Here is a 12,758-nt window from a genome sequence, read left to right as displayed (position 1 = left end):
TGCCGCAATGTCCCTGGTCAAGCCGAACCGGCCGCGCTTCACGGATGTCGAAGGACTGGCCGCGATGGTCGGCCATGGCGAATCGTTTGGTGTCGGCGGCCACCATTTCGCCCGGCTGCCGATCGCATTGCTGCGTGCGATAGCCCGGTCGGGCGTCAAGGATCTGCATTACATCTGCTGGGCCGGCGGCTTGCCCCTCGAACTGCTGCTCGAAGCGCATGCCGTGGCTGAGATCGACCTCTGTTTCTCCAGCCTCGACATTTTCGGCTTGCCGCCAAAATTCCGCGCAGCCGCCGAAAGCGGCGCGATACCGGTTCGCGATTGGACGGCGCTGGCCATGATCCAGGCGCTGCGGGCGGCGCAGCAGAACCTGCCCTCGATGCCGTTCCAGCTTCCGCTGGGATCGGGCATGCTGGCGCGCGTGCCGGGTGCGAGCGCCAGACCTGATCCGATTGCCGGTACCGAAAACGGATTCGTCCCGCCGCTGCGGCTCGACACATTCGTCGTCCATGCCCAGCGCGCCGATGAAAGCGGCAATGTGCAGATCATCGGGCCCCGCGCGCTGGACTTCGCCATGGCGGGTGCGGCGCGCAAGGTGCTGGTCACGGTCGAGGAAATCGTGCCGGGCGGGACGCTGCGCCAGGACGGCCGCCAGAGCGTGCTGACCCGCAACCAGGTTTCGGCGATTGCGCTGGCGCCGGCCGGCGCCTATCCGGCCTCGTGCCTGCCGTTTTACGTCACGGATTATCAGCGATTGTCGGAGGCGTTCGCCGACCGGCAAACGCCTTTGGCGGACAATCTGCGCCCGCCTTCCGAGGGCGTGCCGAAGCCGTTGCAAACAGCCGCGAAGGTTCGAGCTGACACAGTGCTTGCCATGCCGGCGCTTGCGCGCGCCGAAGAGAAAGCATCCGTTGACGAGATCATCGCCGCCCGCATCGCCGCCGAACTCACCAATGAGAGCTTCGCCAGCGCGGGTGCGGTCTCGCCGCTGGCCAACGTCGCCTACCGGCTGGCCAAGGCAACGCACGCGCCGGACATGATCATCGCGACGACGAGCTGCGGCCATCTCGACATCGCGCCAAGCCCGATGATCCTCTCGCTGATCGAAAGCCTCGATTGCGAAACGGCTGTCGCGCATGCCGGCGGCGACGACACCTACTCGACCTATTACCAGGCCGGCGCGGTGACGCACGAGATCGTCGGCGCGGCACAGGTCGACCGGCGCGGCCGCGTCAACACGATCGCACTGCGCAAACCAAGCGGCGGCCTCATCCGGTTGCCGGGGCAAGGCGGCATGGCCGATGTCGCCAACATGCACCGCGATTACCTGCTCTACATCCCCCGCCACTCGATCCAGTCGCTGGTGAATGAGGTCGAAATCGTCAGCTCGGCTCGCGGGCTGCTGACGGCGGCCGAACGCGAGCCGATGGGCTATCGCACCGGCAGGGCGCTGGTCTTCACCGATCTCTGCGTCTTCCGGCTCGACGAGACTTCGAGGGAATTGATCGTCATCGAAACCATGCCGGGCGTCACGCAGCAGCAGATCCGTGACGCCACCGGATTTGCGGTGTCGTTCGACGCCTGTTGCCGCGAGGTCTCGCTGCCTTCCGACAGCACGCTCGCCATCTTGCGAAACCGCATCGACCCGCTCGGTCTGCGCCGTCTGGAGTTCGTCAGCGCCAAGGAGCGCGGCGCGCTGATCGCCGAGATTCTTGAAGCCGACCGCGCGATGGTCGAACGCTGCATCGCCGTGCAGACGGCGCTTGTCGAAAGCTGAGATCCCATGGCCAAGCCGTTGCTCGACATGTCAGCCGCGCGCGTTTTCTTCGACGGCATCTTCACCAGCCCGCGCGTCGCGCATCCGGAGGGCGTGGCCGTTCACCGCGATGGCTCGATCTGGTGTGGCACCGAAACCGGCGACCTGCTGCGGCTGGCCGCCGATGGCGGCTCGGTCGGGCGCATGGGCGGCACCGACGGTTTTCTGCTCGGCATCGCTTTCGACAGCGCGGGAAACTGCTTTGCCTGCGACCTCAGGCATGCCGCGATTTTCCGCTGGGATGCCGCGACAGCGCGCATGGAGCGCTTCGCGTCGGCCGGCATTCGCGTGCCGAACTACCCGATCGTCGACGAGGCGAGGGGTTGGCTCTTCGTTTCGGACAGCGTTGGCCAGGACAATCGCTCGGGCATCTTCCGCTACGATCTCAAGACGGGCGAGGGCGGCCTGTGGTGCCGGGAGGCGATGTCGTTCGCCAACGGCATGGCGATGGCGCCGGACGGCAACGGCCTCTATGTCGTGGAAAGCGACGCACCCTGCATCAGCTATGTGCCGATCCTTGCTGACGGATCGGCGGGGGCTCGTGAGATCGTCGTCGAAGGCGTGCACAATGTTCCGGACGGAGTGGCCTTTGCGCCTGACGGCTCATTGTTCATCTCATGTTATGAGCCCAGCCGTATTTATCGCTGGCAAAAGGACAAAGGTCTCGAAGTGCTGATCGAGGATCCCGCCGCAACCACGCTGGCGCACCCCACCAACATCGCCTTCAAGGGCGACAAGCTCTATACCGCCAATCTGGGTCGCTGGCATATTACCGAGATCGACTTGAGCCTTCTCCAGCAAGGGAAGTAGCATTTCGCAGAAGGTCAACTCGTCGGGCGAAAGGGTTTTGCCAGCGAGGCCGGGAAGTGCAGGGCCAGCATCTGGCGGTTTCGTGAGATCAGCACCAGAACGATGATGGTGGCGAGATAAGGCAGGGCCGAGAGCAGTTCGGATGGCACGTCCAGCCCCAGCGCCTGACCTTGCAACTGAAGGATCGTCATCCCGCCGAACAGCCACGCGCCAAGCAGGATGCGCAGCGGCCGCCAGGTGGCGAAGACCACCAGCGCAAGCGCGATCCAACCCTTGCCGGCAGTCATGTTCTCGACCCAGAGCGGCGTGTAGGCGACCGACAAATAGGCGCCTGCCAGGCCTGCCATCAGCCCGCCGAACAGCACGGCCATGTAGCGGATCCTGATCACGGGATAGCCGATCGCATGCGACGTCTGCGGCGACTCGCCGATCGTGCGCAGCACCAGGCCAGCTTTCGTGCGGTAGAGAAACCAACTGATGGCGACGAACATCAGCAGGGCCAGATAGACCATCGGATCGAAGCGGAACAGTAGCGGACCGATCAGCGGCAGATCGGACAGAACGGGGATGTCGAGGCGGCGCAGTGCCTCGATCGGCTCGCTGCCGAAGCCGCGCCCGAGGAAGGCGGAGACGCCCGAACCGAAGATCGCCAGCGCCAGGCCGGCTGCATATTGGTTGGTCAGGAACGTCAGCGCCAGAACGCCGAACAGCAGCGAGGCGGCCGCACCCGCCAACGCGCCGGCCAGGATCGCCACAGGCATCGGATAGCCCGCGGTGACGGCCCAGAATGCCAATGCGGCGCCCATCAGCATCATGCCTTCGATGCCGAGATTGAGGACACCCGACTTCTCTACCACGAGCTCGCCGAGCGCGGCGAATATCAGCGGTGTGGCGGCAATGACGGTGCCGGTGAAGATGGCGATGAACAGATCCATCAGGCTGTCTCCCGCACGATCCGAAACCCGCTCATCGTGCCGTCTCCAGCGCATGCGTGTCCCGGACGGGTCGCACCAGGCGAACGCGATAGAAGATGAAGAAGTCGGCGGCGAGCAGGAAGAACAGCAGGATGCCCTGGAAGATCCGCGTCAGGGCCGAAGGCAGGCCGAGCGTCATCTGCACACCTTCGCCGCCGAGGAAAAGCAGCGACATCAACAGCCCGCCAAGCACGATGCCGAAGGCGTTCAGCCGTCCGACGAAGGCAACGATGATGGCCGCGAAGCCGTAGCCTGGCGAAATCTGCGGCGAGAGCTGCCCGAGCGGCCCGGCGGCTTCCGCCATTCCGGCGATGCCGGCCGCGGCACCTCCCGCCAGCAGTCCGATCCAGACCGCAGCCGATTCGCGAAAGCCGGCATAGCGGGCGGCAAGCGGTGCAGCCCCGCTCACCGACATCTTGTAGCCGAGAAAGCTGCGGTCGGTGAACAGCCACATCAGGAGCACGGCGACGACCGTGATGAATATCGACGGGTTGAGGCGATAGGCGGGGTCAAAGGATTCGAACAGGGCCGCCGTCGGCAGAAGTGCCGTCTGCGGATAGTTGAAGCCGGCCGGATCGCGCCACGGTCCGTGCACGAGATAGGACAGGAACAGCGTCGCGATATAGGTCATCATCAGCGTGACGAGGATCTCGTTGGTGTTCATGCGGGCGCGCAGAAAGGCGGGGATTGCCGCCCAGGCCATGCCGGCGCCCATGCCGGCGATGAACATCAGCGGCAACAGCAGCACGCTTTCGGGGTTCGGCCAGAAAAGCCCCACGCCGCTGGCCGCGATTGCCCCCATGGTGAACTGGCCCTCGGCGCCGATATTCCAGACATTGGCGCGGAAGCCGACCGCCAGCCCGCAAGCGATGAGGATCAGCGGCGAGGCCTTGAGCAGCCATTCGGACAGGCCGTTCATGGAAGAGAGCGGCTCGATGAAGAAGGCATGGAGGGTCGCCAGCGGATCATGTCCGAGGGAGGCGAAGAAAATCGATCCGACGACGACGGTCAACAGCGTCGCCAGTGCCGGCGCGGCGACGCGCATCAGCGAGGAGGGCTCCGGCCTTTGTTCAATCCTGAAGCGCATTGTTGCCACCTCCGTTCGCCAATGCGCCGTCGCCCATGCCGCGGCCCGTCATCAGAAGTCCGATCTCCTCGCGATCGGTCGTCTTGCGCTCCTGCGGTGGGGAAACCTTCCCTTGGCAAATGACCAGCAGCCGGTCGCAGATCTCGAACAACTCGTCGAGTTCCTCGGAGACGACGAGCACCGCCGCGCCGGCGCGGCTGAGATCGACGATGGACTGCCGGATGAAGGCGCTCGCGCCGACGTCAACCCCCCAGGTCGGCTGAGACACCAGGAGGAGCTTCGGCTGGAGCGCGATCTCACGCCCGACGATGAATTTCTGCAGATTGCCGCCGGACAGGCTTTGCGCGGTCGCCTGCGGCCCGTTGGCCTTGACCTTGAACCTATCGATTATGCCGGCGGCGAACGCCTTGGCCCGGCGCCGGTCGACCAGCCCGTTGCGCACCGTGCCGAAGCGGTGCGCGGTCAGCACCGCATTCTCCCACAGCGTGTGCGAGGGCACGGCGCCGCGCCCGAGCCGCTCTTCGGGAACGAAGGCGACGCCGAGCTTGCGGCGCTCGTGCGGGCGAAGGCGGGCTGCGCCGGTTCCGCAAATCCGGATGGCGTCGCTGCGCTCATGCGTGCGCTCGCCGCTGAGCAAGGCGATCAGCTCGGCCTGGCCATTGCCGGAAACCCCGGCCAGGCCGACAATCTCGCCGCCATGCACCTTGAAAGAAATGTCCTTCAGGTCGACGCCGAAATGATCCCGGGACTTCACCGTAAGTCTGTTGACCTCGAGCACCGGTCTGTCGCTTGGCGTCGGCGGGCCGACATGCATTTCAGGCAGCTTCGAACCCACCATCATGCGGGCAAGCTCCAGCGACGTCGTCTCCTTCGGACGCGCGGTACCGGTGACCTTGCCGTTGCGCAGCACGGTGGCGGTGTCGCAGAGCTCCTGGACCTCGTCGAGCTTGTGGCTGATATAGACGATGCTGCAGCCCTCGGCGGCAAGTTGGCGGAGCGTCTCGAACAGCTTCACCACCGCCTGCGGCGTCAGTACCGAGGTCGGCTCGTCGAGGATCAGCAGTTTCGGCCCCTGCAGCAGGCAGCGCACGATCTCGACGCGCTGGCGCTCGCCGACCGACAGGTCGTGCACCTGGCGATGCGGGTCGATGGGCATGCCGTAGCGACGTGACAGATCGCGGATCTTCTCGGCGAGCGAGGGCAGGTCGTACGCGCTGCTGGCCGAGAGCGCTATGTTCTCGACCACCGAAACGGATTCGAACAGCGCGAAATGCTGGTAGACCATTTCGATGCCGAGCGCGCGTGACATCGCCGGGGTGTGCGTGGCGATCGGATTGCCATCGCAAAAGATCTCGCCGGAATCGGCTTGCGTCGCCCCATAGATGATTTTCATCAGGGTGGATTTGCCGGCGCCGTTTTCGCCCAGCACGGCATGGATCTCGCCGGGTTGAATCGACAGCGACACATCGTCATTGGCGACGACGCCGGGATAACGCTTGCAGATGTTGCGCAGTTCTACTCGCGGATGCATGGCGGGTCCTGCCGTGGCGTGAAGCGAGGTTGGACGGGAACCAGGCAAGGAGACGCCGAAGATATGGACTTAGGCGTCTCCCGGCACTTTTACGGCGATCAGCTCAGCCTGCCGATCATCCCCTTCACGAACCAGTTCATGCCGCGAATGTCGTCATCGGTCAGAACCGAACCGGCGGCAACCTTGACGTTGCCGTCCTGATCCTTCAGCTCCCCGGCGTAGGGATGAAGCTTGCCGCTGCCGATGTCGGCCTCGAGCTGCTTGAGCTTGGCGCGCGCATCGGCGGGGATACCCTCATTGTAGGGGGCCATTTTCACCACCCCGGCCGCCAATCCGTCCCAGCGGACTTCCGGCTTCCAGGTACCGGCGGCCACGGCCTTGGCTGCGCCGACATAGTCGCTGGTCCAATCGAGAACGAAAGAGGTCAGCTGCTTGCCCGAGGCGAATTTCGACATGTCGCTGGCATAGCCGATCGACCAGGCGCCACCTTCGCCGGCGACCTGTACGCCGGTCGCGGTGTCCGTCATCGAGCAGACCACGTCGCAGCCTTGAGAGATCAGCGTCTTGGCCGCCTCCTTCTCCTTGCCCGGGTCGAACCAGGAATTCAGGAAGATGGTGTTGCAGGTCGCGTTTGGATTGACGCTCTGCGCGCCAAGCAGCAGCGCATTTGCCGGACCGACGATGTCGGGGATCGGAAAGCCGCCGATGAAACCGATCTTGCCCGATTTGGACATGTAGCCGCCCGCCGCGCCGGCGACGAAGGTGCCTTCGTAATATTTCGCTTCGAAGGTTCCCAGATTGGCTAGGTGGACGATGCCTGAGCAGTGTTCGAACGCCACCTTGGGAAAGCGCGGCGCCACCTTCTGCATCGGCGTTCCATGCGAAAAGCTTGTGCCGAAGATCAGCCTGTTGCCGGCGCTGGCCAGTTCGCGGAAGACCCGCTCGGCGTCCTGCGGCATGAAGATGTTGTCGATGACGGTGAGCTCGACCTTGTCGCCGAATTCGGCCTTGATGGCCTCGACGCCGAGGCTGTGCTGCTTGGTCCAGCCGATCTCGGCGACCGGCGAGACGTAGACGGCACCGATCTTCAGCACCTCCTGCGCCTGTGCGATGGTGCTCAGCGCTCCCGCGCCAAGAGCCGCGCCGGCCGCGCCGCTGTGTTTCAGGAATTCACGTCTCGTCAGTTTCTTCATGATGGTAGCCCTCTGTTGGTCTTTTTTGTTGATGCCCGGCTTGTCGGTGCCCGGTCTGTTCTGGGGATATGGAGGTGGAGATGCGTTGCCGCGTCGCCGCCGCCGGATGCATTCGACAATCTTCGCAGCGGCACAGTCGCGCCGTCGGCCTTGCCGTCGAGATAGGGTGCCAGCGCTTCGGCAGGCGTCATCTCTGGAAACACTGCGCGATCCATGATGTACCCGCGCACCACCGCGCGGTGGTGGGTGTCGATCAGGTCCATGGCCGGTTTCAGCCGGCCCTTCTCCAGCAGGTCGACGACCCGCGAGTGGTCGTCCAGTAGATTGCAATAGTCGAAATCGGCTGAAATGAGGGAGCGCAGCAGCGTCGTGCGGCGCACCAGCTGCGCGTGGATTTCCTGCATGACCTTGTTGCGGCTGAGGCGTACGAATACGGTATGGAACTCTTGGCCAAGCACGTCGGCCAGCGCATCGTTGCCCGCGGCAACAGCTTGGCGCTGGCGCTCGACATGCTGGCGCAGCTCGGCCCAGCCGGCCGGCCCGAGGCGATCGCTGAGCTGTGCTGCGACGCCCTGTTCGACGAGCGTCAACGCGTCGTAGATCTCCATCGCCTCCTGCATGCTCGGCTTGGCGACGAAGGCACCGCGGTTGCGTTCGATCTGGGCCAGCCCGTCATCGGCGAGCCGGATCAGGGCCTGGCGCACCACGATGCGGCTCACGTTGAATATTTCGGAGAGTTCGCGTTCGCCGAGCTTGCAGCCGGGCACGAGGCGATGGTCGATGATGGCGCGGGTCAGCGTATCCGCGATGGTCTGGGAACGGCTGCTCAAGGCATGGTTCTCCGCCATTTCGACGACATGATCAGCGGGCTTTCGTGATGGCGACATGCCTCGTCAGGACACGACATATCCCAGGTTCAGCTTTCTCATATCGGAATTCAATCATCATAATCTGTCAACACAAAAAAGGATTTTGGACGACAAAAAAATGTTGATTGGTATCCAATCTTGTGGTTTCGTCATCCCGAAACGTCGGGCTAGGTTCATGGTGAAGGGCTAGCCGAGTTGGGAGGGAAGCCGATGGCAACCCGTTGCGTTGACCGCGAGCTTTTGAACGATTGGCACATCGTCGCGGATCAGGAATCGCTAAGCCAGGATACGCGGTTTGCCACATGCCTGCTTGGGGTCGCTCTCACCGTTCACAAGTGTTCAAACAAGATCGAAGTCGTTCGCAGCGATACGGGCGCCACGCTGAAAAGCGCCGAGCGTTATGGCTTCATCTGGACCTGTCTGGACAAGCCCTGGCGCGACATCATCTATATCCCCGAGGCCAGTGAGGCAGACCGGCATCTTGTCGGCGGCGGTTCGATCGCGGTCAAGGTGTCGGGCCTCCGCGCGGTCGAGAATTTTCTCGATATGGGGCATTTTCCCTTCATTCATACCGGCTGGCTCGGCGAGGAGCCGCATACCGAGGTCGCGCCCTACAAGGTTGAGATCACAGCGCAGGACGAGGTGCTGGCGACCGAGTGCAAATTCTATCAGCCGGTGGCTTCGCCGACCGCCAAGGAAGGGTTTGTCGTCGACTACATCTACAAGGTGATCCGGCCCTACACGGTGGCTCTCTACAAGAGCAACCCGATCCAGAAGGATCGGCTCGACGTCATTACCCTGTTCGTGCAGCCGGTGGACGAGGAAAACTGCATCGCGCATCCTTACCTCTGCTATCTTAAGGAAGGCATGGAGGCGGCAACGGTGCGCAGCTTCATGCAATTGATTTTCGCCCAGGACAAACCGATCCTAGAGAACCAGGTACCCAAGCGCCTGCCGCTCGATCCGCGTGCCGAGACCCCGATCCGTGCCGATGCCGTGTCGGTTTCCTACCGGCGCTGGTTGCGTGATCGGGCCGTCACCTATGGCGCGATACCGGCACAAGCCTGATGACGTCCGAGGGCATCCAGAGGATAAAACGATGACAAAATGCTCGGATCCCGTGATCCTCAATCTCTGGCATCCCGTAGGGGCGATCGCCGAGACCATTCCCGGCGCTGTCCAGGACACCGTTCTGCTCGAGGAGCGCCTCAGTTTTGCGGTCGATATGGATGGTGAGCCCGTCGTCTGGCGCTCACGTCCCGATGTAGAAGGGGTGGATCGTGTTCCAGGCGCCGACAGACTGCCGGCAAGAAGCGCCTACGGCTATGTCTGGACTTCGCTCGGCTCGCCACCGGCCGAGCTGTTCCCGATCCCGGAATATGAAGAGCCGGACCGCCGCAAGCTCAACGCGGCCACGTTTGGCGTCAACGTCTCGGCACCGCGCGCCATCGAGAACTTTCTCGACATGGGCCACTTTCCCTATGTGCATACCGACATACTCGGCGTCGAGCCGCATACCGAAGTCAAGGAATACGACGTCGAGATATCCGTCGACCGTGACGAGATCCTGGCCACGCGCTGCCGCTTCTTCCAGCCGATGGCTTCGACCGCTTCCGGTGGCGGCGCCGACGTGGACTATGTCTATCGCGTGCCGCACCCCTATTGCTCCGTGCTCTATAAATCGAGCCCGGTCGACGAGGCACGGCGCGACGTCATCGCCATCTTCCTGCAGCCGGTCGACCAGGAGCATGTGCGCGCCCACATGCTGCTTTGCGTGCTCGACGAAGACAATGAAGACAAGGTGATCAAGCGCTTCCAGCAGACGATCTTCGGCCAGGACAAGCCGATCCTGGAAAACCAGGTGCCCAAACGCCTGCCGCTCGATCCGCGCGCCGAAACGCCCATCCGGGCCGATAAGTCGGCCATCGCCTACCGGCGCTGGCTCAGCCAGAAGGGCGTGACCTACGGTGTCATTCCGGTTGCGGCCTGACGAGATTCTTGGAGACGATTGATGTTGGAAGAAGCCAGAAGCCAGTGGCATCCGATCGCCGCTTCCCATGATTTGCCGTACCGCCACGTTTTCCATGGTCAATTGCTCGGCCGGGAATTCGCCGTCTGGCGTGCCGATGACGGCTACGTCAACATCTGGGAAAACCGCTGCCTGCATCGCGGCGTCAGGCTGTCGATAGGCATCAATGACGGGCGCGAGCTGAAGTGCCAGTATCACGGCTGGCGTTATTCGAACCGCACCGCCGGCTGCACCTACATTCCCGCGCATCCTGCCGACGCGCCGGCCCGCACCATCACCAACCGCACCTTCCCGGCGGTCGAGCGCTACGGTCTTGTCTGGTCGTCCGAGGAGCCTCGTGGCGAGGTGCCGGATGTTGCCGCGCTGACCGAAGGCAAGCTGCTCGCCTTGCGCGGCATCGCGGTCAACGCGCCGGCCGACAAGGTCGTCGAAAGGCTGAAGGCCTATCGCTTTCAGCCCAACGCAGCGATCGAAGGCGAGGGCGCGGAAACCATCATCGAGGCCGCGCGGGATTTTGCCGTGGCGCTGCACTCGCACGATGGTGGTGCCGAGACGCGCGGCGTGTTCTTCGTGCAGCCGGTTGATTCAAACCGTTCGGTGATCCGTGGCGTGCTCGATCAGGAGGCCGAAGGGGCCACCCGCATCGCCATCCTGCGCCACCACAATGAGCGGCTTTCCAAGCTGCGCGACAAGGTCGAGCGCGACGTCGCGAACGCACCGGCGCCCGCACCGATCGAGCCGGTCTACGAAAGGGTGTCGGCCGAACTCGCCGAAATGCCCGAAGTGACCGCGCATGGCCGCAAGGCGGCGCTGCGCGTCAGCGTGGCCAGGAAATGGCAGGCGGCCGACGGCGTTGCCGGTTTCGAGCTCCGCCCGATCAAGGGCATCCTGCCGACGTTCCAGCCTGGAGCCCATATCGACGTCTATATGCCCAATAGCGAGATCAGGCAGTATTCGATCACCAACGGCCCTGGTGAAACCGACAGCTTCATCATCGGCGTCAAGCTGGAGCGCGATTCCAAGGGCGGTTCGAAATGCATGCACGAGACTGTGCGCGAGGGGGACGTGCTGGCGATTTCCGAGCCGCGCAACAATTTCCCGCTGCGCCGTGACGCGATCAAGACGCTGTTCGTCGCCGGCGGCATCGGCATCACGCCGCTGCTCGCAATGGCGCAGGCGCTGAAGAACCAGGAACTGGCGCACGAGCTGCACTATTTTGCGCAAGGGCAGGAACACCTCGCTTTCGCCGATCGGCTGAAGCATCTCGGCGATGCGCTGAAGCCGCATCTCGGGCTGTCGCCGGACGCGACCGGCGCCGAGCTTCGAGGGATTCTCGCCGGTTACCGGGACGGCATGCATCTCTATATCTGCGGTCCCGGACCGATGCTGGAAGCCGCGCGCAAGATCGCCGCCGAGCAGGGCTGGCCGGATACCGCCATCCATTTCGAATATTTCAAGAACACCAACAAGATCGACGACAGTTCGAGCTTCGAAGTAGCGCTGGCGCGCTCCTGCGTCACGCTGCAAGTGCCGGCCGGCAAGACGATCATGCAGGTGATGCGCGAGAATGGCATCGATGTTCCGTCGTCCTGCGAGCAGGGCGCATGCGGCACCTGCGTCGCCACCGTGATCGAAGGCGAGCCGGACCATCAGGACGTCTACCTCAACGATGCCGAGCGCAAGGCCGGAACCAGGATCATGACCTGCGTCTCGCGCGCCAAATCGGCACGCCTCGTGCTCGACGTTTAGGAACTCCCGATGATCACGCTTTACGATTACGAACTTTCGGGCAATTGCTACAAGCTGCGGCTGCTGATGAGTTTTCTCGGCATCGACTACAAGACAGTGCCGGTCGACTTCTACCCCGGCCGCGAACACAAGTCGGAATGGTTCCTGAAGCTCAATCCGCTCGGCCAACTGCCGGTTATCGAGGATGAAGGGCTGATCCTGCGCGACGCCCAGGCGATCCTGGTCTACCTCGCGTCGAAATACGATCCGTCGAGCACATGGTATCCCCGGAACAGACCGGCCCTGCTCGGCGAGATCAGCCAGTGGCTGGCCTTCGCCGACGGCATCACTTCGACGGCGTCGGCCGCCCGCCTGCACGACGCGCTGTTCTACGATTTCGACATCGATGCCGCACGCGCCGGCGCGCACCGGCTGTTCCGTATCCTCGACGAGCATCTGTGGTTCGGCGAGCAGCAGGGCCGCGGCTGGATCTGCTCGGCCGATCATCCGACCATCGCCGATATTGCCTGCTTTCCCTACATCATGCTGTCGGAGGAGGGCGGCATTACGCGCCAGGACTATCCCGCCATCCGGCGTTGGTGCGATCGTGTCAAACGCATCAAAGGCTTTACCGTGATGTCGGGCGTGTTCCCGGCGGGGCCGGCCAAGGCCGCATGATTTCTATCGCAACGCCGGGCGATCGGTCGTCCCGGCAAGCAAG

The 12,758-nt window shown here is 63.6% G+C and carries 11 protein-coding genes; 6 read left to right on the top strand and 5 right to left on the bottom strand.

Annotated features, from left to right (window positions below; all coding sequences use genetic code 11):
• Window positions 1–7 precede the first annotated feature (7 nt).
• On the top strand, window positions 8–1,777 hold the full coding sequence (locus tag FJ443_RS07230; protein ID WP_140525164.1) for a CoA-transferase: 1,770 nt from the start codon (window positions 8–10) through the stop codon (window positions 1,775–1,777).
• A 6-nt stretch (window positions 1,778–1,783) separates the two neighbouring features.
• Window positions 1,784–2,626 carry an SMP-30/gluconolactonase/LRE family protein gene (locus FJ443_RS07225; RefSeq protein ID WP_140497508.1) on the top strand — a complete coding sequence of 281 codons (843 nt, stop codon included), beginning with the start codon at window positions 1,784–1,786 and terminating at the stop codon, window positions 2,624–2,626.
• 14 nt (window positions 2,627–2,640) lie between these two features.
• Here the strand turns inward: FJ443_RS07225 and FJ443_RS07220 are convergent, their stop codons facing one another.
• From FJ443_RS07220 to FJ443_RS07200, 5 genes are all read right to left on the bottom strand, one after another.
• A complete protein-coding gene (locus FJ443_RS07220) occupies window positions 2,641–3,561 on the bottom strand; it encodes an ABC transporter permease (RefSeq protein WP_140515241.1) in 921 nt (306 codons plus the stop codon).
• Between the two features lie 31 nt (window positions 3,562–3,592).
• On the bottom strand, window positions 3,593–4,687 hold the full coding sequence (locus tag FJ443_RS07215) for an ABC transporter permease (RefSeq protein ID WP_140561639.1): 1,095 nt from the start codon (window positions 4,685–4,687) through the stop codon (window positions 3,593–3,595).
• Complete coding sequence (locus tag FJ443_RS07210; RefSeq protein ID WP_140663320.1) at window positions 4,671–6,218, bottom strand: ABC transporter ATP-binding protein; 1,548 nt, start codon at window positions 6,216–6,218, stop codon at window positions 4,671–4,673. Before FJ443_RS07210 ends, FJ443_RS07215 begins: the two co-directional genes overlap by 17 nt.
• A 98-nt stretch (window positions 6,219–6,316) precedes the next feature.
• Complete coding sequence (locus FJ443_RS07205; RefSeq protein ID WP_140663318.1) at window positions 6,317–7,411, bottom strand: BMP family ABC transporter substrate-binding protein; 1,095 nt, start codon at window positions 7,409–7,411, stop codon at window positions 6,317–6,319.
• Window positions 7,408–8,241: a GntR family transcriptional regulator gene (locus FJ443_RS07200; protein ID WP_140497518.1), complete on the bottom strand. Its 834-nt coding sequence runs from the start codon at window positions 8,239–8,241 to the stop codon at window positions 7,408–7,410. The genes FJ443_RS07205 and FJ443_RS07200 overlap by 4 nt, the downstream gene beginning before the upstream one ends.
• Before the next feature lie 249 nt (window positions 8,242–8,490).
• Between FJ443_RS07200 and FJ443_RS07195 the strand changes: the two genes are divergently transcribed.
• The 4 genes from FJ443_RS07195 to FJ443_RS07180 are packed head-to-tail and all read left to right on the top strand — an operon-like array spanning window position 8,491 to window position 12,715.
• The gene (locus FJ443_RS07195) at window positions 8,491–9,348 is read left to right on the top strand and encodes an aromatic ring-hydroxylating dioxygenase subunit alpha (protein ID WP_140663316.1); all 858 of its coding nucleotides are present in this window, start codon (window positions 8,491–8,493) and stop codon (window positions 9,346–9,348) included.
• Window positions 9,349–9,379: 31 nt separating this feature from the next.
• Complete coding sequence (locus FJ443_RS07190) at window positions 9,380–10,270, top strand: aromatic ring-hydroxylating dioxygenase subunit alpha (protein ID WP_140515245.1); 891 nt, start codon at window positions 9,380–9,382, stop codon at window positions 10,268–10,270.
• Between the two features lie 21 nt (window positions 10,271–10,291).
• Window positions 10,292–12,058: a Rieske 2Fe-2S domain-containing protein gene (locus FJ443_RS07185; protein ID WP_140623760.1), complete on the top strand. Its 1,767-nt coding sequence runs from the start codon at window positions 10,292–10,294 to the stop codon at window positions 12,056–12,058.
• A gap of 9 nt (window positions 12,059–12,067) precedes the next feature.
• The gene (locus FJ443_RS07180) at window positions 12,068–12,715 is read left to right on the top strand and encodes a glutathione S-transferase (RefSeq protein ID WP_140564393.1); all 648 of its coding nucleotides are present in this window, start codon (window positions 12,068–12,070) and stop codon (window positions 12,713–12,715) included.
• Window positions 12,716–12,758: the final 43 nt, after the last annotated feature.

It is taken from the genome of Mesorhizobium sp. B2-6-1 (assembly GCF_006440475.1).
Taxonomy (GTDB): domain Bacteria; phylum Pseudomonadota; class Alphaproteobacteria; order Rhizobiales; family Rhizobiaceae; genus Mesorhizobium.
This window is presented reverse-complemented; position numbering and strand designations above follow the sequence as displayed.

Coding starts and splice junctions, on each gene's coding strand:
- FJ443_RS07230 (WP_140525164.1), top strand. CDS start 8: ATGTCCCTGGTCAAGCCGAACCGGCCGCGCTTCACGGATGTCGAAGGA.
- FJ443_RS07225 (WP_140497508.1), top strand. CDS start 1,784: ATGGCCAAGCCGTTGCTCGACATGTCAGCCGCGCGCGTTTTCTTCGAC.
- FJ443_RS07220 (WP_140515241.1), bottom strand. CDS start 3,561: ATGGATCTGTTCATCGCCATCTTCACCGGCACCGTCATTGCCGCCACA.
- FJ443_RS07215 (WP_140561639.1), bottom strand. CDS start 4,687: ATGCGCTTCAGGATTGAACAAAGGCCGGAGCCCTCCTCGCTGATGCGC.
- FJ443_RS07210 (WP_140663320.1), bottom strand. CDS start 6,218: ATGCATCCGCGAGTAGAACTGCGCAACATCTGCAAGCGTTATCCCGGC.
- FJ443_RS07205 (WP_140663318.1), bottom strand. CDS start 7,411: ATGAAGAAACTGACGAGACGTGAATTCCTGAAACACAGCGGCGCGGCC.
- FJ443_RS07195 (WP_140663316.1), top strand. CDS start 8,491: ATGGCAACCCGTTGCGTTGACCGCGAGCTTTTGAACGATTGGCACATC.
- FJ443_RS07190 (WP_140515245.1), top strand. CDS start 9,380: ATGACAAAATGCTCGGATCCCGTGATCCTCAATCTCTGGCATCCCGTA.
- FJ443_RS07185 (WP_140623760.1), top strand. CDS start 10,292: ATGTTGGAAGAAGCCAGAAGCCAGTGGCATCCGATCGCCGCTTCCCAT.
- FJ443_RS07180 (WP_140564393.1), top strand. CDS start 12,068: ATGATCACGCTTTACGATTACGAACTTTCGGGCAATTGCTACAAGCTG.